The sequence below is a fragment of the Bacillus sp. 0102A genome (genome assembly GCF_036765155.1).
In the GTDB taxonomy this organism is placed as follows: Bacteria; Bacillota; Bacilli; order Bacillales; family Bacillaceae; genus Bacillus; species Bacillus subtilis_G.
Genome location: NZ_JBAIZW010000009.1, coordinates 1 through 17034, shown reverse-complemented (window position 1 = coordinate 17034; position 17034 = coordinate 1). Strand labels below are relative to the sequence as shown.

The window sequence follows — 17034 nt, the reverse complement described above, 5'->3', positions numbered from 1 at the left end:
GTTACACATGTTTATCCATATCGTCCGGCCTGGTGATTCTTTGTTTTCCATAGGCAGAAGATACGATGCTGCTGTTGATCAAATCCGGAGTGTGAATGGGTTAGACGAAACGAATATCGTGCCGGGGCAGGCTCTGCTAATCCCTCTTTATGTATATACAGTGCAGCCGGGAGACACGCTGACCGCCATTGCGGAAAAAGCGTTTGTTCCATTAGAGCGACTGCGGGCCGCAAACCCGGGCATCAGCCCAAATGCTTTACAAGTCGGAGCAAAAATAACGATCCCTTCTATCTCAAATTACATTGCGGGGACGCTGAGTTTTTATGTGCTCCGAAATCCTGATCTCGATCGGGAGTTAATTAATGACTTTGCGCCATACTCGTCTTCGATTTCGATTTTCGAATACCATATTGCACCTAACGGCGACATTGCAAACCAATTAAATGATAAGGCCGCGATCGAGACAACATGGCAAAGACGAGTCACACCGCTGGCAACGATCACGAATCTCACATCAGAAGGCTTCAGTACGGAGATCGTTCACCAAGTCTTAAACAACCCGACCGCGAGAACCAATCTGGTCAACAATATTTATTACTTAGTTTCCACAAGAGGATATGGGGGGGTGACAATCGATTTTGAACAGGTAAGCGCCGCGGATCGTGATCTATTTACCGGGTTTTTACGTCAACTGAGAGACCGCCTTCAGGCAGGAGGGTATGTGCTGACGATAGCTGTTCCGGCAAAAACAAGCGATCAGATCCCATGGCTGAGAGGCTACGATTACGGAGGGATTGGAGCAGTTGTCGATTATATGTTTATTATGGCTTATGATTGGCATCATGCAGGAAGTGAGCCGGGCCCGGTAGCGCCGATTACTGAGATCAGGAGAACCATTGAGTTTGCGATTGCGCAGGTGCCGCGCAGAAAAATCATCATCGGAGTCCCTCTCTATGGGTACGACTGGATCATCCCGTACCAGCCGGGAACTGTTGCTTCAGCCATTTCAAATCAAAACGCAATCGAAAGAGCGATGAGGTATCAAACGCCGATCCAATATTCAGCCGAATATCAATCACCTTTTTACCGGTACAGTGATGAAGAAGGGCGGACGCATGAGGTATGGTTTGAAGATGTCAGAAGCATGAGCCGGAAAATGCTGATCGTCCGGGAATACGGATTGCAAGCTATAGGCGCTTGGCAGTTAACCTTGGGTTTCACGCCAGGCCCATGGCTTTTGCGGAAATTTTTTACGATTAGAAAGGTATAAAAAAAGACACCAAAGCCAGGTGTCTTTTCGAGTTTTAGACCAGAGACGCAGAATAATTCAATCATTTGTCCCTTGCATGGCGTTCCGTCCCCATTTTACGATTAGTAGTAGTCTGATCAAACAAAGCGTGTGAGAGGGAGTAGTCAAAATGAAAACAGTATTGATTTTAAATTTCCCCGCGGAAGGCCATGTGAACCCTACTTTAGGCATCACAAAAGCATTTTCCGAAAAGGGGTATGACGTCCATTATATTTCAACTGAAAAATATAAAAAACGATTAGAAGCGGCGGGAGCAACTGTCCATCTACATCAGGATCTGCTGCGAACAACACCTATTCAAATCGCTTCACCCAATGGAATTCTTGAGTTTCTTAAAATCCATATCAAAACCTCGCTGGACATTTTACATATTGTGAAAGACTTATCTAAGAGCATTCAATTTGATTTTGTTTATTATGATAAATTCGGCGTGGGGGAATTGGTGAGGGATTTCTTAGATATTCCTGGAGTCTCTTCATCGGCTTCCTTCCTGTTTGGCGAAGAGCATCTGAAAATCCTGCCTCTGCATCCAGAATCCGGAGCGCCGCTTGAATTGGATCAAGAGTGCGAAGACCTTTTGGCAAAAATGAAAGAAACGTACAGTGTTGCCCCGAAAAACATGGTTCAATTCATGAACAATAAAGGGGAATTAAATGTAGTGTATACAAGCCGTTATTTTCAGCCGGAAAGCGATCGCTTTGGGGATGAATGTCTGTTTATCGGTCCCAGCTTTCCAAAGAGAGCGGAAAAAACAGATTTCCCGATTGAACAGTTAAAAGATGAAAAGGTCATTTATATCTCAATGGGAACTGTTCTGGACAATACGGAAGAATTCTTCAATCACTGTATAGATGCATTTTCCGGCTTTAACGGAAAAGTCGTCATCGCTGCTGGGGAAAAAGCGGATCTGACCAAATTAAAGCAGGCTCCGGAAAACTTTATCATCGCCCCGTATGTCCCTCAGCTGGAAGTGCTGGAGCAAGCTGATGTTTTTATTACACACGGCGGAATGAACAGCGTAAATGAAGGCATTCATTTCAATGTGCCTCTGGTTGTAATGCCCCATGACAAGGACCAGCCGATGGTGGCGCAGCGTCTCTCGGAACTCCATGCAGGCTATGTCATTTCTAAAGATGACGTCGATGTACAAAAATTAAAACAGGGCGTAGATGAGGTTTTGCATCACGGTCAATATACGGAAGGCATTCAAAAAATCAATCAAAGCTTCCAAGAGTGTATGGACATGGATGAAGTGATGGAGCGGATTGATGAATTGATTCGTCAAAAAACCAAATAAACAACGAACTCCCGTACCTGGTACGGGAGTTCGTTGTTTAAAACTCGATTTTGATCTTTTGAGCATCACTGATTTTCTGATGGTTGTGGTCAAAGACGTCACTTGTTGTGATTTCGATCCACTTGATCTCTTTTTCTTTCTTCTTATCATCAGCATCTTCATCATGAGCATGGCCGCTTGATGCATTTACAATAAAGCCGAGATTTCCGGACTTTTCTGCTCCGCCTTCCAATTCGCCATTCAACTCTTCAAGATAAATATCTTTGTTCCAATCAAAGGTTTCCCCTGTATTTGTTTTCATCAAGGCAATCGGCGCAACATTTATTTTTTTTGAAGATGAGTTCTTGATGTCAACGAAGACCTTAACGAAATCAAACTCTTCATCGTGTGTTAATACATGAAAATAATCAATCATGCTGTAGTCCGGGCGCAAGTGGATCAGCTTCATTTCTTTTACTGTTAACTCCATGTCGCCAATCTTATAGGTTTGATTCACTTGCTTGATATTCTTTAAAACAGCCTTTCCCTTGTCATCAGAAAACGTTTGGCCCGCCTTCATCAAAGATCGGTCATCGGTGACTTGTGAATTGGGCTGATAATCATCTCTGCTGTCTTTTTGAGATGACGTGCTTTGCGGTGTGGCTTTTACCGCTTGCTCCTCGCCCGCATTTTGTGTTTCTGTATTGACGTTTGATGAGCAGCCCGCAAGCATGACGATAAAAACAGCAATCGAAATAATTCCTCTCATCATGATTCCTCCATTAAAAAGAGAGCCCGTTACTTCATACAAGCAACGGGGCACCTTGTATTCTTTTACTTATCGTTAATCTTAATCTTGTATTGTAAAGCGCTGAAAACTTTTTTAGCGATTTCAGTATTATCAATTTGGCCTGCAAAATCCTCGCTTGACGGTCCGTACGCGTAGACGGGAACATCTTCACCGGTATGTCCGCCTGTCGTCCATCCAGTGTGGGAGCGTTTATTGAAAATCTCCTCAATCGCGTTATCGATTTCAAGTACTTCTTTCGTTTTTGCGGCTTTTTTAACAGATTGAATTTCTGATTTAGTTAAAGCCAATTTCTTTTGGTCAATATACGTTTTTAATGTTTGTTCAACACCTGCGCCGTCAGCGATTTTTTCTGCCATAAAATCAGGTGTGCGCTTTGCGGCTTTAATAGGTTCACTGAACCAGTTGTAGATGCCGTCCGCACCGATTGAGTATCCGCCTGTGGAGTGGTCAGCCGTTGCGACAACCAATGTGTGCTTTTCTTTTTTGGCGAAATCAATAGCTGCCTTAAAAGCTTGTTCAAAGTCTTCCATCTCACTCATGGCGGCGACGATATCATTGTCATGTCCCGCCCAGTCAATCTGGCTGCCTTCCACCATGAGGAAGAAACCGTCTTTATCCCTGCTTAATTTTTTAATCGCAGTGTTTGTCATATCTTTTAATGAAGGGATATCCTTCGTACGGTCCATCATTTTAGGCAGGCCGCCGTCAGCGAATAGGCCGAGAACTTGGCTATCTTTATTTTTAAGCATGCTCTTGCGGTTATCCACATAGCTGTAACCCGCTTTTTTGAATTCCTTGATTAAATTGCGGTCCTTGCGGTCAAAATTGCTTTTTCCTCCGCCAAGAAGCACATCAATTTTGTGCTTGCCGTTTACCATTTCATCAAAATAATCATCGGCAATCGAATTCATGTTTTTCCGGCTGTGATCGTGGGAACCGAAAGAGGCGGGAGTGGCGTGTGTAATTTCTGAAGTCGCCACAAGGCCTGTTGATTTTCCTTTTTCTTTCGCTGCTTCAAGAACCGTCTTGACCTCTGACCCGTCGTTATCCACCGCAATAGCATTGTTATATGTTTTCACTCCAGCTGACATAGCCGTGGCCGCAGCTGCAGAATCTGTTACGTTTTGTTCTGGATCTTCAGGGTAAGTCGTTTGCTGGCCGACAAGGTATTGATCAAAAGCGGTAGGCTCTACAAACTTTGTCTTTTTATTATCCTTTAAGTAACGATAAGCGGACGTATACGACACACCCATTCCATCACCAATCAGTACGATCACATTCTTAATCTCGTCTTGATTCCCCTTTTTCTTTTCCTTGGCGCTGGCTTCAGGCACACTGCCGCCGGCTAAGCTGCTGAACGCAATACATGATAAAACTGCGATAGGCAGTAATTTCTTCGGGAATTTTTTCAACTGGATAACCTCCTAAAATATATGATCTCAATGACAACCCCATTATATTTTTAAAGTGTTAAGCAAGTATTAATCGATTATAAAGATTGGATTTACAAGAATAAGAGAGTGGGGGACAATGGGGTCCTTCAGGCTGAGTGAGGATGAGCATATAGAAAAGCTGGATGCCCGCGGGGACAAGGGGGATCAAGAGACTGGGAGATATGACAATTTGCAAAAAGAAAAGCAGGGACCTCTATGAGAATCCTTGCTTTTATTTAATGATCAAACAAGGTCTTTTCATTAAGGGAAAACTGACTCGCAGTATAATGATCACCTTGCTTCCATTTCACTTCAACCGTAATATCATGGCCTTCAAACTCATGTGCATCTAATCGCTCCAAAAAAGAAACGGACTTCTCTTTTGCGCTTCCATCGCGGGAAGTGCCGCCAGAATAATCTCGGATGGGGATTTCTGTATCAAAATTCAGCAGAACCTCATCATCTTTTTTTACAATCAGAGATTCCACATAAGTGTTGTCAGCTTTAGCCGTATCACCGATCCAATAAAGATTGCCGCTGTATTCGTTAAGGGCATCTTCATTTTTGGTAAAAACAGCTTCCCAATTCCGATCTTTGCTTTCTCCCCGCCAATTCGGATATTCCAATCGCACATGATGAATAAGCTGATAGGAAAAAAAGATCAAACAGAAAACCAATAATAGGGATGCCGCGAAAATGAGAGGGTATTTATAATGACTGGACATAATAAACTCCTATTCGTTTAATTAATTACCTATGAAAAAAGCATTTCATCCCGGATCAAAATCCCGTTTTCTTCGGTTTGAGCCGCCTCGCTTTTTCAACTGCGTTTGGAAACAATGCGGCAAATTGATAGCCCCTCTTTTGATAAAATGCCATCGGGTACATTATCGTTCGTTGTGATAAGCTTTAGACATCTTTTCAACCTGCAGCAGTAAAGCTGAGCCGATCCCATTCTTTTCAATAATATTATCTAAATATACAATATATAACAATAAGAAAATAAATATTGAGGTGACGGTATGGAAATCAATGATGTCATTTACGGGCGGCACCATATAGACGGAGTGCTGGAAGAGCTTATCAAAAGCGCGCCGATGCAACGATTAAAAGGAATCTATCAAGGCGGAGCAAGCTTTTTAGTCAATAAAAAGTGGAATGTGACCCGGTATGAGCACTCCATCGGCGTGATGCTCCTCATCAAAAAGCTTGGAGGAACAATAGAGGAACAGATTGCAGGCCTGCTCCACGATGTGTCACACACCGTTTTTTCCCATGTAATCGATGTTGTATTTAAAAATGAAGACGAAGATTATCATGAAAACATCTTTCAACAAGTCATTGTCCACTCTGAGATCCCGGGAATTCTAAAAAAACACGGTTATGATGCCGAAGAACTTTTAACAGACGACACGAGATGGACATTGCTGGAACAGCCCGCTCCGGAGCTTTGTGCCGATCGGATAGACTATACGCTGCGCGACATGTACCGATATGGACACATTAGTCTGCTCGAAGCGCAAAGCTTTTTGGATCATCTTATTGTGAGAAACGGAAGGACGTTTCCGGATGGTATCGAAGCCGCCGAATGGTTTGTCGGGGTGTATTACATGGAAGTGATTGATTTCTTTTTGAATCCTGTGAATGTATATGGCTATGAATACTTAGCAAGAACGTTGAAGGCTGCGCTGCGGCACAATATCATATCCGCAGAAGATCTGCTAAAAACGGATCAAGAGGTACTCCACATTCTGCATGCATCAAAACATGAAGAAGTAATCAGCTTGCTTAAACATATTCATCCCGGCATCCAAGTAAAAGAAGATGACATCCAGTACGATTTCCATCAAAAGAAGAAAATGCGTCTCATCGATCCATCCATTTTTCATGAAGATGAATGGATCAAAGCCTCAGACGTTTCTGAAAAGGTGAGAAAGATGGGGAAGGCGGCTTATCAAAAAGCAAAAAAAGGTGTGTATATAAAAGTGTTGCATCACTAGTTGCCGCGTGACAGCGGCTTTTTTCATGTTTGGCTATGTAAATCAAGGGGAATAGGACAAACTGTGGGATCGTTTTATGAGAATATCAGCGTATTTACATACCATTCGGGGGTATAGTATTATCGAAAGGACATATTTGCTTGCAGTTAGTTATTCGTTTTATTGTCTGCTGGCAAAAATAACAGTAAAAAATGAAGCAAAGGAGAATGAACATGAAACTCTCTAAAAAAGCACTGGGAATCCTGATGTTATCTCTTGTTTTTGTTTTATCAGCATGCGGCAATAACAATAGCACAGAAGAAAATAAACATGAAAATCATTCAGATCCATCATCACATGAAGAAATGGACCATTCCGGATCAGCTGACGTACCAGAGGGATTACAGGAATCTAAAAATCCGAAATATAAAGTAGGCAGCCAAGTGATCATCAATGCATCTCATATGAAAGGCATGAAAGGTGCCGAAGCTACAGTGACAGGCGCCTATGACACAACGGCGTATGTTGTCTCTTACACTCCGACAAACGGAGGACAGCGTGTAGATCATCACAAATGGGTGATCCAAGAAGAGATCAAAGATGCGGGAGAGAAAACTTTAAACCCCGGAGATCAGGTGATCTTAGAGGCTTCTCATATGAAAGGCATGAAGGGAGCAACAGCCGAGATCGACTCCGCCGAAAAAACAACCGTATACATGGTTGACTATACATCGACAACTAGCGGTGAAAAAGTGAAAAACCACAAATGGGTCACCGAAGACGAGCTTTCAGCTAAATCATAAAAAATCCTCCTTTTACAAGGAGGATTTTTTTGCTGTCTGGACAGGTCTTGTTAAAGAAATTAAGGCAAACAGGACAGCGATAATGACAATCGATCCGCCGCACCAGGCCGTTGAGACAACACTACCCGTCTGACCCAAAACAACACCGCCAATGGCTGAGCCAAGGGCGATTCCGACTTGGAGGGCAGACGTATTAAAGCTTTGCTGAATGTCAGACGAATCTGGCGCAATTTCTATCAAATAGCTTTGCTGAGCCGGGGCGAGGCTCCAGCTCAGAAGTCCCCAAATCACCATGACAGGCAAAAAGAAAATCATCGACGATGTTGACAGCGGCAGTAAGAACATAATGATGGCGAAGGAACCGGTCACCAGCAAAATGCTCTTAAACGAACCAAGCCGGTCAGAAAGCGCTCCTCCGAAAGGACCTCCGCACACAGCAGATATCCCGAAAAGGAAATAACAAATGCTGACCCAGAAAGAGCCCAGGTGAAGAGTTTCTTCTAAAAACGGCGCAAAGTAGGCGTATAGCGTGTAGTGCCCCGCTAAAGTAAACATCGTGACAAGGTGTGAACTCGCGATTTTCAGATTGCCAATCGTCTTGAGCTGGTCTCGGAAAGGTATCATTTTTTCCGTCGGTATCTTTTCAAAGAAGATTGAAATAACCAGCATGGAGACTAGCGCCAAAAGTCCAATGCCAAGGAACAAAATGCGCCATCCGAAGGAATCGCTGATTAAGATTCCGAGCGGTACGCCTAATGCGATAGCAGAACTGAATCCCATAAAAATAATGCCGATTGCGCGCGCTCTGTATTCAGGCGCTACAATTTTCGGGGCAATCGTTAAAGAAAGCACAACAATCAGCCCCGTACTCATCGCAGCCAATACCCTTGACACCATCAGTGTTGCAAAATTAGGGCTGAAATAGGCCACAAGATTGCTAAGGAAGAAAACAAATAAGGAAATTAAATATAAACGCTTCCGCTCAATCTTCGCAGTCAATGCCAAAAGCAGCGGGCCTGACACTGCATAGCCAAGCGCAAACACACTGATCAGCTGCCCGGCTGAGACAATGGAAATGTCTAAATCATTTGCGATCTGAGGAAGAATTCCTCCCACAATTAACTCAACCAATCCGACTGCAATCGTAGAAGCTGCAAGCAGGAAAACTTTAAAATTCATAACAAACTCCTTTACTTAAATGTTTTGACAAATAAAAAAATCCTGATTACAAAAAATGTCATAAACAAATTTTGTAATCAGGATTTTACGGTTCCTGGTAGACACCCTCAAACCATATTATTGAGGTTATACAAGTGATCATAGCTATTTAATTGATTCGTTTCCGTGATGAGTGTACCACATTATGAATGAATCTTCCATAGAAAATTTTACAAAGCGGTGAACCGGACGAGTATATGATTATATTTATTTTTTAAAAGTATAGACATTTAAATATAAATGACTATAATAACAATTGTAAGCGTTTTAATCACAAGGGGGGATAGCAGTTGAAAAAAATATTACTTGCGTGCAGTTCAGGAATGTCCACCAGTTTATTGGTGACAAAAATGAAGGAATACGCACAATCCATCGAAGAGGAAGCGGAGATTTGGGCTGTCGGCCAAGATAAGGCGAAAGAAGACATGAGAAAAGCGGATGCCGTTTTGATCGGTCCGCAAATGAGCTTTCTGAAAAGCGAACTGCAAAAAGAGGCGGATCAATACAATATTCGAGTTGAAGTTATTGACATGATGGCCTACGGAATGGCAGATGGCAAAAAAGCGTATGAGCAGGCAGTGTCATTAATGGAGAATCAATAATGGAACACATAAAAATCACGGATTTAACAGACGAACAAATCAGTTTTCAGCTTATCCTGCACAGCGGGAATGCCCGCAGCTGCATCATACAATCATTGCGCGCCTACAAGGAAGGGAACAAGGAAGAGGCGGATGCCCTCATTGCCAAGGCGGAGCAGGATTTATCCGCGGCCCATGACATTCACTTTCAAATGATACAGAAAGAATCAGGCGGGGAAGCGGCGGATTTCTCCTTGCTGCTCATGCATGCGGAGGATCATCTGATGTCAACATTGACCATGAAAGAATTAGTGAAAGAACTGCTTGATCTCTTTCAAACAAAGAATCTATAAAAAATCGGGGTGGATAGGGTGTTCGAGAAAATCAGCCAATTCCTTGTTCCAATTGCAGGGAGGTTAAACAATAACCGCTATTTGCAAGTGCTGCGAGATGCGTTTATGCTGGCCTTCCCGCTTACGATATTCGGGTCCATTTTTGTGGTGTTAACGAACTTGCCGTTCTTAAACAAAATTATGAATGGGTCAATGCTCACATCGTTTCAGTCTCAATTCGGCATTGCCTCCACGGCGACTATGGGCATTATGTCTGTCTTTGTCGTGTTCGGGATAGGCTATTACCTGTCAAAAAGCTATCAAGTCGAAGCCGTATTTGGGGGCGCGATCGCTTTGGTGTCCTTTTTGCTCTTAACGCCTTTTATCGTTCAACCGGAAACAGGGGATGCCATTACAGGGGTTATCCCGGTCGATCGTCTCGGTGCAAAAGGGATGTTTCTTGGTATGATTACGGCATTTCTTTCTGCTGAAGTCTACAGAAGAATCGTTCAAAAAAACCTGACGATCAAAATGCCTGCGGGTGTTCCTCCTGCGGTAGCAAAATCATTCGCCGCACTTATTCCGGCATTTATTACATTGACCGTATTTTTGCTGATTAACGTTCTGGTGACGCAACTATTTAAAACAAATATGCACGACGTCATTTATCATGCGATTCAGGCTCCGCTTGTCGGACTTGGAAGCGGTATTATTCCGACGCTGATTGCCGTGTTTTTCATTCAAATCCTTTGGTTTTTCGGGCTGCACGGACAGATTATTATCAACTCCGTGATGGACCCGATTTGGAATACACTGCAGGTAGAAAACCTTTCTGCTTATACGGCGGGAAAAGAAATCCCTCATATTATTTCAAAGCCGTTTATGGAGATTTATACAGTAGGGATGGGCGGAACTGGGATGACGCTTGCGATTGTCTTTACCATTCTCATATTCATGAAAAGCAGACAGATGAAACAAGTATCAAAACTTGGCCTTGCTCCCGGTATTTTTAACGTAAACGAACCAATTATCTTCGGGCTTCCGATTGTCATGAATCCGATCATTATTGTGCCTTGGGTTTTGGCGCCGATGGTTGTTACGCTCGTCACCTATCTGGCCATGTCAGCGGGTCTCGTTCCGCCTCCGACTGGTGTTACAGTGCCGTGGACGGTTCCTTTATTCATTAATGGCATCATGGCGACGAACTCGATCATGGGGGGCGTGATGCAGCTTGTCAATCTGCTGATTGTCTTCGTGATTTGGTTTCCGTTCCTAAAAGCAATGGATAAATTAAATCTGGCAAAAGAAAAAGAACAGGCTGTACAGGAAACAGCTGCTCAGCAAAATGATAACAGTATCAAAATGTGACATAAGGGGAGAGAGACTTGGCACAAACAGAACAATATCGTTTTCCAAAAGATTTTTGGTGGGGGTCATCCGCTTCAGCAACACAAACGGAGGGTGCCGCCGATAGAGACGGAAAAGGGCAGAATATATGGGATTACTGGTTTGAAAAAGAACCGCATCGTTTTTTTGATCATGTAGGGCCCGCAGCGACATCTCAATTTTACGACAATTATAAAGAAGATATCATGCTGATGAAGGAGCTTGGCCACAACTCGTTCCGGATGTCGATTTCCTGGTCGCGTTTAATACCGGATGGAACAGGAGAGGTCAATGCCAAAGCTGAAGATTTCTATAAGAGAGTCATTGATGAGCTGATCGCTAACGGAATAGAGCCTTTTGTCAATTTGTTTCATTTCGATATGCCGATGGAGCTTCAAAAAATCGGTGGCTGGGTAAACAGAGAAACGGTTGACGCTTATGAAAACTATGCGAGAACGTGTTTTCGTTTGTTCGGAGACCGGGTGAAAAAATGGTTCACGCATAATGAACCGATCGTCCCCGTAGAAGGCGGATACTTATATGATTTCCATTATCCAAACAAGGTCGATTTTAAAGAGGCTGTCCAGGTCGGTTTTCATACGATGCTATCGAGTGCACGTGCGATTCAGGCTTACAAGGAGATGAAGCAGGACGGAAAAATCGGCATCATTTTAAATTTGACACCGTCCTATCCGAGAAGCAGCCATCCGGCGGATGTGAAAGCGGGAGAAATAGCAGACGCGTTTTTTAACAGATCCTTTTTAGACCCATCTGTCAAAGGAGAATTTCCAAAAGAGCTGGTTGACATTTTAAAGAGCGAAGGCTTTGTTCCTGATTATAAGAAAGAAGATCTTGAGGTCATCAAACACAATACGGTTGATCTGTTGGGGGTGAATTATTACCAGCCGAGACGTGTAAAAGCAAAAGAACATCTTCCGAACCCCGACTCTCCTTTTTTGCCGGACAGGTATTTTGATCCTTACGTCATGCCGGGCCGCAAAATGAATCCGCATCGTGGCTGGGAGATCTACGAAAAAGGCGTTTATGATATTTTGATCAATCTAAAAGAAAACTACGGGAACATCGAGTGCTTTATCTCTGAAAACGGCATGGGGGTTGAAGGCGAGGAACGCTTCAGGGATGAGCAAGGTATCATTCTAGATAATTACCGGATTGAATTTATAAAAGAACACCTTAAATGGATTCACCGCGCCATACAGGAAGGGTCAAACGTAAAAGGCTATCACCTATGGACGTTTATGGACAACTGGTCTTGGACCAATGCTTATAAAAACCGATATGGGTTTGTATCAGTCAATCTCGAGAAAGACGGGGAAAGGACCATCAAAAAAAGCGGAAAATGGTTCAAGGAGATTGCTGAGCAAAACGGTTTCTAAATTTACAGATCTTCCGGCAATCATCATGATGATTAGAGTCCACGGCCAGCCGCAACATTGATGAAATAGGGAAAAAAACTTATGATATCCGTAAAAGCTTATGTGATATCAAACTCTAACAGCTGCCGGAGGATACCAATGAATAAATACGAAATCATTGCAAATGAAATGAGAAATAGAATCAAAAATAACGTCTATCCGATCGATCAGCCGATTCCCGATGAAGTATCTCTTGCGAAAGAGTTCAACTCAAGCCGCATGACGATGAAAAGAGCTTTGGATAATTTAGTTGCCGAAGGGCTGCTGTTCAGAAAACGAGGGCATGGCACGTTTATTATTCAATCAGCGATACAGGATGACCATGTCCATGTGGTCAGCAATGAAATCCTCGGATTGACCAACTTGCTGAAAGATAAGAAAATCAAAAGCAAGGTCATTCAGTTTGAAGTGCAATTTCCCACAGAGGAAGTGGCCGCCCATTTGTCTATTGATCAGAAAACACCTGTTTATTATGTCGTACGGCTGCGGATTGTAGAGGGAGAGCCCTATGTATTGGAAAAAACATATATGCCGACTCATTTAATACCAGGTATTAATGACGATGTCCTTCATGATTCGATCTACAACCACATCACAAACGAGCTGCAGCTCAAAATCGCCGGAACACACCGGAAAATCAGAGCCTGCAAATCTGATCATATTGACCAGCAGCATCTGGGCTGCAAAAAGGATGATCCAATTCTGGAAGTCGAACATGTGGGCTTCTTAGATAACGGCATTCCATTTGAATATTCCTTTTCCCGTCATCGGCATGACAAATTTGTCGTCACTTCGGTAAACATACGGCGCTGATCGCGGAGATAACAAGGAGGCCATCTGCATGCTTGGCGGTATTGAAGCAGGCGGCACAAAGTTTGTTTGTGCCGTCGGTAAAGAAGATGGAACGATCATTGACCGAGTTGAGATCCCTACAACGATGCCGGATGAAACGATAGAGAAAGTCATTCAATATTTTCGCCAATTCTCATTACAGGCTATCGGCATCGGTTCCTTTGGCCCTGTTGATACCGATAAAACCAGTAAAACATACGGAACCATTATGGCCACGCCGAAAGACGGATGGAGACACTATCCCTTTTTGCAAACCGTTAAAAATGAAATGAAAATCCCAGTCGGATTTCATACGGATGTCAACGCTGCGGCGCTGGGTGAATTCCTTTTCGGTGAAGCGAAGGGTCTAGACAGCTGCCTGTATATAACGATTGGAACTGGCATTGGTGCAGGAGCAATTGTAGAGGGCCGGCTCCTTCAGGGGCTGTCACATCCAGAGATGGGCCATATTTATATCCGGCGGCACCCGGATGATGTATACCAAGGGAAGTGCCTGTATCATAAGGATTGCTTTGAAGGCCTGGCTTCTGGTCCCGCCATAGAAGCGCGCTGGGGAAAAAAAGCTGCTGATTTATCTGATATCAATCAAGTCTGGGAACTGGAAGGGTACTATATTGCCCAAGCGCTGGCTCAGTATATTTTGATCCTTGCACCTAAAAAAATCATTCTTGGCGGCGGCGTCATGAATCAGAAACAAGTGTTTCCTTATATTTATCAATATGTTCCGAAAATCATGAACAGCTACTTTGATTTTTCTGAATTATCGGAAAGTATAAGTGATTATATTGTATCTCCACGTTTAGGCGGTAACGCTGGAATCATCGGCACGTTTGTTTTAGCGGATCAGGCCTTACAAGAAGCATCAGCATCCGGGGAGGTGCGGTCATGAAGCACCCTTTATTTTTGGAGCCTGTCTTTAAAGAAAGAATATGGGGAGGAACAAAGATTCGTGACGCTTTCGGCTACGCGATCCCCTCGGAAAAAACAGGTGAGTGCTGGGCCGTTTCTGCACATGCCCATGGCTCGTCGGCTGTTAAAAACGGCCCGCTGGCAGGAAAGACACTTGACCAAGTATGGCACGATCATCCGGAGATTTTCGGTTTTCCAGATGGAAAGGTGTTTCCGCTGCTGGTAAAGCTGCTGGACGCCAATATGGATCTCTCCGTGCAAGTACATCCTGATGATGATTATGCGATACTGCACGAAAACGGCGATCTCGGCAAAACGGAGTGCTGGTATATTATTGATTGCAAAGATGACGCCGAAATAATTTTGGGCCATCACGCAAGCACAAAGGAAGAGTTCAAACAAAGAATGGAAAGCGGCGATTGGCATGGGCTGCTGAGACGCCTCAAAATCAAGCCTGGAGATTTCTTTTATGTCCCAAGCGGTACGCTCCATGCTTTATGTGAGGGAACCCTTATCCTTGAAATCCAGCAAAACTCTGATACAACGTATCGCGTTTACGATTATGACCGCTGCGATGATAAAGGCCAAAAAAGAACTCTCCATATAGAAAAAGCCATGGAAGTCATAACGATACCGCATATTGATACAGTGCATACACCGGCAGTGAAAGAAGTCGGTAATGCCGTAATTACTGTTTATGTACAATCGGAAGATTTCTCCGTGTACAAATGGAAGATTGGCGGCCGAGCTGTTTTTCCTTCTCATCAAACCTATTTGCTGGGGAGTGTCCTGAATGGATCAGGCCGAATCGTAAATAATGATATTCAGTATGAGTGTAATGCAAGCTCACACTTTATTCTGCCTGCGCATTTTGGCGAGTTTTCAATAGAAGGAACGTGTGAGTTGATAATATCTCATCCTTAATGAATGGGGGAATTGCATTGTTTAAGAAACATACGATTTGTTTGCTCATCTTATTTTTACTTGTGTCTGCTGCTTTGGCGAAACCAATTGAAGCGCATACTGTGCCGCCTGTTAATCCTAATGCACAGCAGACAACAAAAGAAGTAATGAATTGGCTTGCGCATCTGCCGAATCGAACAGAAAACAGAGCCCTTTCCGGAGCGTTTGGAGGCTATAGTCATGACACATTCTCTATGACTGAAGCTGAAAGAATTCGAAACGCTTCCGGACAATCACCTGCTATTTATGGCTGTGATTATGCCAGAGGATGGCTTGAAACTGCAAATATTGAAGATTCGATAGATGTAAGCTGCAACAGAGATCTGCTATCGTATTGGAAAAGCGGGGGAATTCCGCAAATCAGTCTGCACCTGGCGAATCCGGCTTTTCAATCAGGACATTTTAAAACATCAATTACAAACGATCAATATAAAAAAATATTAGATTCTTCAACAGCGGAAGGGAAGCGGCTGAATGCCATGCTCAGCAAAATTGCTGACGGACTTCAAGAACTGGAGAACCAAGGCGTGCCTGTTCTGTTCAGGCCGCTGCATGAAATGAACGGTGAATGGTTTTGGTGGGGACTTACATCATATAATCAAAAGGATAATGAAAGAATCTCCCTCTATAAACAGCTCTATAAAAAAATCTATCATTATATGACCGACACAAGAGGACTTGACCATTTGCTTTGGGTTTACGCCCCCGATGCCAACCGAGATTTTAAAACCGATTTCTACCCGGGTGCGTCTTACGTGGATATTGTCGGATTAGATGCGTATTTTCAAGATGCCTATTCGATTAACGGATACGATCAGCTAACGGCGCTTAACAAACCATTCGCCTTTACAGAAGTTGGCCCTCAAACAGCAAACGGTAGCTTTGATTACAGCCTGTTGATCAATGCAATAAAACAAAAATATCCTAAAACCATTTACTTTCTGGCATGGAATGATGAGTGGAGCCCAGCTGCAAACAAGGGTGCTTCAGCTTTATATAACGACAGCTGGACACTTAATAAGGGAGAGATATGGAACGGTGATTCTTTAACGCCTATTGTTGAATGAAAAGGAAGCATTGTACACTTAAGAAGGTGCTCATGAATGTCTTGAGCATCTTCACACCCTGATCAGGCATTCATATCAGTATTTGTAAGATCAGATAAAGTATACACATGACAAAGCGTAAAAGAATGAAATAAAAAAATATAGAAAAGGTGTTGACCGAATAAAATACACATGGTATATTATTAAACGTCGCTGATGAACAGCACACAACAACACGAAAAACAAAAAAAGTTTTTCTAAGGTGTTTACAAGTTTTGAAAAACGTGTATAATAAGTGAAGTCGAATTAAAAAAAGATTCGATTAGCGAAAAAACATTATTAAAAAACTTCTTGACTTCAACATCAAATGATAGTATGATAGTTAAGTCGCTTGATAAGCGCCCGTAGCTCAATTGGATAGAGCGTTTGACTACGGATCAAAAGGTTAGGGGTTCGACTCCTCTCGGGCGCGCCATTATAAAATACCACGCGGGTGTAGTTTAGTGGTAAAACCTCAGCCTTCCAAGCTGATGTCGTGAGTTCGATTCTCATCACCCGCTCCATTATTGAATGATCTTTGAAAACTAAACAAGACAAAACGTACCTGTTAATTCATTTTTTATAAATCGCACAGCAATGTGCGTAGTCAGTCAAACTGGGCCTGCACGATGCAGGTCACACAGGTGACACCTGTGATCCA

At 43.2% G+C, this 17034-nt stretch carries 15 protein-coding genes, 2 tRNA genes, 2 pseudogenes and 1 riboswitch; of the genes and pseudogenes, 14 read left to right on the top strand and 5 right to left on the bottom strand.

The annotated features are described in order from the left end of the window. Positions 1 to 7 precede the first annotated feature (7 nt). Together V6D41_RS18660 and V6D41_RS18655 are read left to right on the top strand one after the other, a co-directional pair. Positions 8 to 1270 carry a glycoside hydrolase family 18 protein gene (locus tag V6D41_RS18660; protein ID WP_333519262.1) on the top strand — a complete coding sequence of 421 codons (1263 nt, stop codon included), beginning with the start codon at positions 8 to 10 and terminating at the stop codon, positions 1268 to 1270. 148 nt (positions 1271 to 1418) lie between these two features. Further along, entirely contained in the window at positions 1419 to 2606 is a 1188-nt protein-coding gene (locus V6D41_RS18655) for a glycosyltransferase (protein ID WP_333519261.1), read from the top strand. A 37-nt stretch (positions 2607 to 2643) separates the two neighbouring features. On the opposite strand, the gene V6D41_RS18650 is transcribed toward V6D41_RS18655, so the two are convergent. The 4 genes and pseudogenes from V6D41_RS18650 to V6D41_RS18635 all read right to left on the bottom strand — a co-directional run. Then, entirely contained in the window at positions 2644 to 3354 is a 711-nt protein-coding gene (locus V6D41_RS18650) for a DUF4352 domain-containing protein (protein WP_333519260.1), read from the bottom strand. A gap of 65 nt (positions 3355 to 3419) precedes the next feature. After that, positions 3420 to 4808 carry an alkaline phosphatase gene (locus V6D41_RS18645; protein ID WP_333519259.1) on the bottom strand — a complete coding sequence of 463 codons (1389 nt, stop codon included), beginning with the start codon at positions 4806 to 4808 and terminating at the stop codon, positions 3420 to 3422. Positions 4809 to 5065: 257 nt separating this feature from the next. Beyond that, on the bottom strand, positions 5066 to 5554 hold the full coding sequence (locus tag V6D41_RS18640; RefSeq protein ID WP_333519258.1) for a DUF4944 domain-containing protein: 489 nt from the start codon (positions 5552 to 5554) through the stop codon (positions 5066 to 5068). A 29-nt stretch (positions 5555 to 5583) separates the two neighbouring features. Next, positions 5584 to 5815 (bottom strand): annotated as a pseudogene (locus V6D41_RS18635) (GNAT family N-acetyltransferase); the annotation flags it as partial. Between the two features lie 36 nt (positions 5816 to 5851). Here V6D41_RS18635 and V6D41_RS18630 point away from each other — a divergent pair. Together V6D41_RS18630 and V6D41_RS18625 are read left to right on the top strand one after the other, a co-directional pair. Next, positions 5852 to 6829 carry an HD domain-containing protein gene (locus V6D41_RS18630; RefSeq protein WP_333519257.1) on the top strand — a complete coding sequence of 326 codons (978 nt, stop codon included), beginning with the start codon at positions 5852 to 5854 and terminating at the stop codon, positions 6827 to 6829. Positions 6830 to 6991: 162 nt separating this feature from the next. Continuing rightward, positions 6992 to 7611, top strand: a pseudogene (locus tag V6D41_RS18625) (YdhK family protein). A gap of 12 nt (positions 7612 to 7623) precedes the next feature. Here V6D41_RS18625 and pbuE read toward each other — a convergent pair. Continuing rightward, on the bottom strand, positions 7624 to 8790 hold the full coding sequence (gene pbuE / locus V6D41_RS18620) for a purine transporter PbuE (RefSeq protein ID WP_333519255.1): 1167 nt from the start codon (positions 8788 to 8790) through the stop codon (positions 7624 to 7626). Positions 8791 to 8844: 54 nt separating this feature from the next. Further along, a riboswitch (purine riboswitch) is annotated at positions 8845 to 8944 on the bottom strand. Between the two features lie 175 nt (positions 8945 to 9119). Here pbuE and V6D41_RS18615 point away from each other — a divergent pair. The 10 genes from V6D41_RS18615 (at position 9120) to V6D41_RS18570 (ending at position 16897) form a co-directional block, all read left to right on the top strand. Then, entirely contained in the window at positions 9120 to 9431 is a 312-nt protein-coding gene (locus V6D41_RS18615) for a PTS sugar transporter subunit IIB (RefSeq protein WP_333519254.1), read from the top strand. Next, complete coding sequence (locus V6D41_RS18610) at positions 9431 to 9763, top strand: PTS lactose/cellobiose transporter subunit IIA (protein WP_333519253.1); 333 nt, start codon at positions 9431 to 9433, stop codon at positions 9761 to 9763. Before V6D41_RS18615 ends, V6D41_RS18610 begins: the two co-directional genes overlap by 1 nt. Before the next feature lie 18 nt (positions 9764 to 9781). Beyond that, on the top strand, positions 9782 to 11110 hold the full coding sequence (celB, locus tag V6D41_RS18605; RefSeq protein WP_148964488.1) for a PTS cellobiose transporter subunit IIC: 1329 nt from the start codon (positions 9782 to 9784) through the stop codon (positions 11108 to 11110). Between the two features lie 17 nt (positions 11111 to 11127). Beyond that, positions 11128 to 12525, top strand: coding sequence for a 6-phospho-beta-glucosidase GmuD (gene gmuD, locus V6D41_RS18600; RefSeq protein WP_333519252.1), 1398 nt, complete (start codon positions 11128 to 11130; stop codon positions 12523 to 12525). Between the two features lie 138 nt (positions 12526 to 12663). Beyond that, positions 12664 to 13377 carry a transcriptional regulator GmuR gene (gene gmuR, locus V6D41_RS18595; RefSeq protein WP_148964486.1) on the top strand — a complete coding sequence of 238 codons (714 nt, stop codon included), beginning with the start codon at positions 12664 to 12666 and terminating at the stop codon, positions 13375 to 13377. A gap of 28 nt (positions 13378 to 13405) precedes the next feature. After that, on the top strand, positions 13406 to 14305 hold the full coding sequence (locus V6D41_RS18590) for an ROK family protein (protein WP_333519251.1): 900 nt from the start codon (positions 13406 to 13408) through the stop codon (positions 14303 to 14305). Beyond that, positions 14302 to 15249 (top strand): mannose-6-phosphate isomerase, class I, encoded by a 948-nt coding sequence (gene manA / locus V6D41_RS18585; protein WP_333519250.1) that lies wholly within the window; start codon positions 14302 to 14304, stop codon positions 15247 to 15249. Before V6D41_RS18590 ends, manA begins: the two co-directional genes overlap by 4 nt. 17 nt (positions 15250 to 15266) lie before the next feature. Then, positions 15267 to 16355 carry a glycoside hydrolase family 26 protein gene (locus V6D41_RS18580; RefSeq protein ID WP_333519249.1) on the top strand — a complete coding sequence of 363 codons (1089 nt, stop codon included), beginning with the start codon at positions 15267 to 15269 and terminating at the stop codon, positions 16353 to 16355. A 377-nt stretch (positions 16356 to 16732) separates the two neighbouring features. Beyond that, positions 16733 to 16809: transfer RNA gene (locus V6D41_RS18575), tRNA-Arg, on the top strand. A 14-nt stretch (positions 16810 to 16823) separates the two neighbouring features. Next, a tRNA-Gly gene (locus V6D41_RS18570) sits at positions 16824 to 16897 on the top strand. The last annotated feature ends 137 nt before the right edge of the window (positions 16898 to 17034 follow it).

Coding starts and splice junctions, on each gene's coding strand:
- V6D41_RS18610 (WP_333519253.1), top strand. CDS start 9,431: ATGGAACACATAAAAATCACGGATTTAACAGACGAACAAATCAGTTTT.
- gmuR (WP_148964486.1), top strand. CDS start 12,664: ATGAATAAATACGAAATCATTGCAAATGAAATGAGAAATAGAATCAAA.
- V6D41_RS18660 (WP_333519262.1), top strand. CDS start 8: ATGTTTATCCATATCGTCCGGCCTGGTGATTCTTTGTTTTCCATAGGC.
- manA (WP_333519250.1), top strand. CDS start 14,302: ATGAAGCACCCTTTATTTTTGGAGCCTGTCTTTAAAGAAAGAATATGG.
- pbuE (WP_333519255.1), bottom strand. CDS start 8,790: ATGAATTTTAAAGTTTTCCTGCTTGCAGCTTCTACGATTGCAGTCGGA.
- V6D41_RS18590 (WP_333519251.1), top strand. CDS start 13,406: ATGCTTGGCGGTATTGAAGCAGGCGGCACAAAGTTTGTTTGTGCCGTC.
- V6D41_RS18640 (WP_333519258.1), bottom strand. CDS start 5,554: ATGTCCAGTCATTATAAATACCCTCTCATTTTCGCGGCATCCCTATTA.
- V6D41_RS18655 (WP_333519261.1), top strand. CDS start 1,419: ATGAAAACAGTATTGATTTTAAATTTCCCCGCGGAAGGCCATGTGAAC.
- V6D41_RS18630 (WP_333519257.1), top strand. CDS start 5,852: ATGGAAATCAATGATGTCATTTACGGGCGGCACCATATAGACGGAGTG.
- V6D41_RS18650 (WP_333519260.1), bottom strand. CDS start 3,354: ATGAGAGGAATTATTTCGATTGCTGTTTTTATCGTCATGCTTGCGGGC.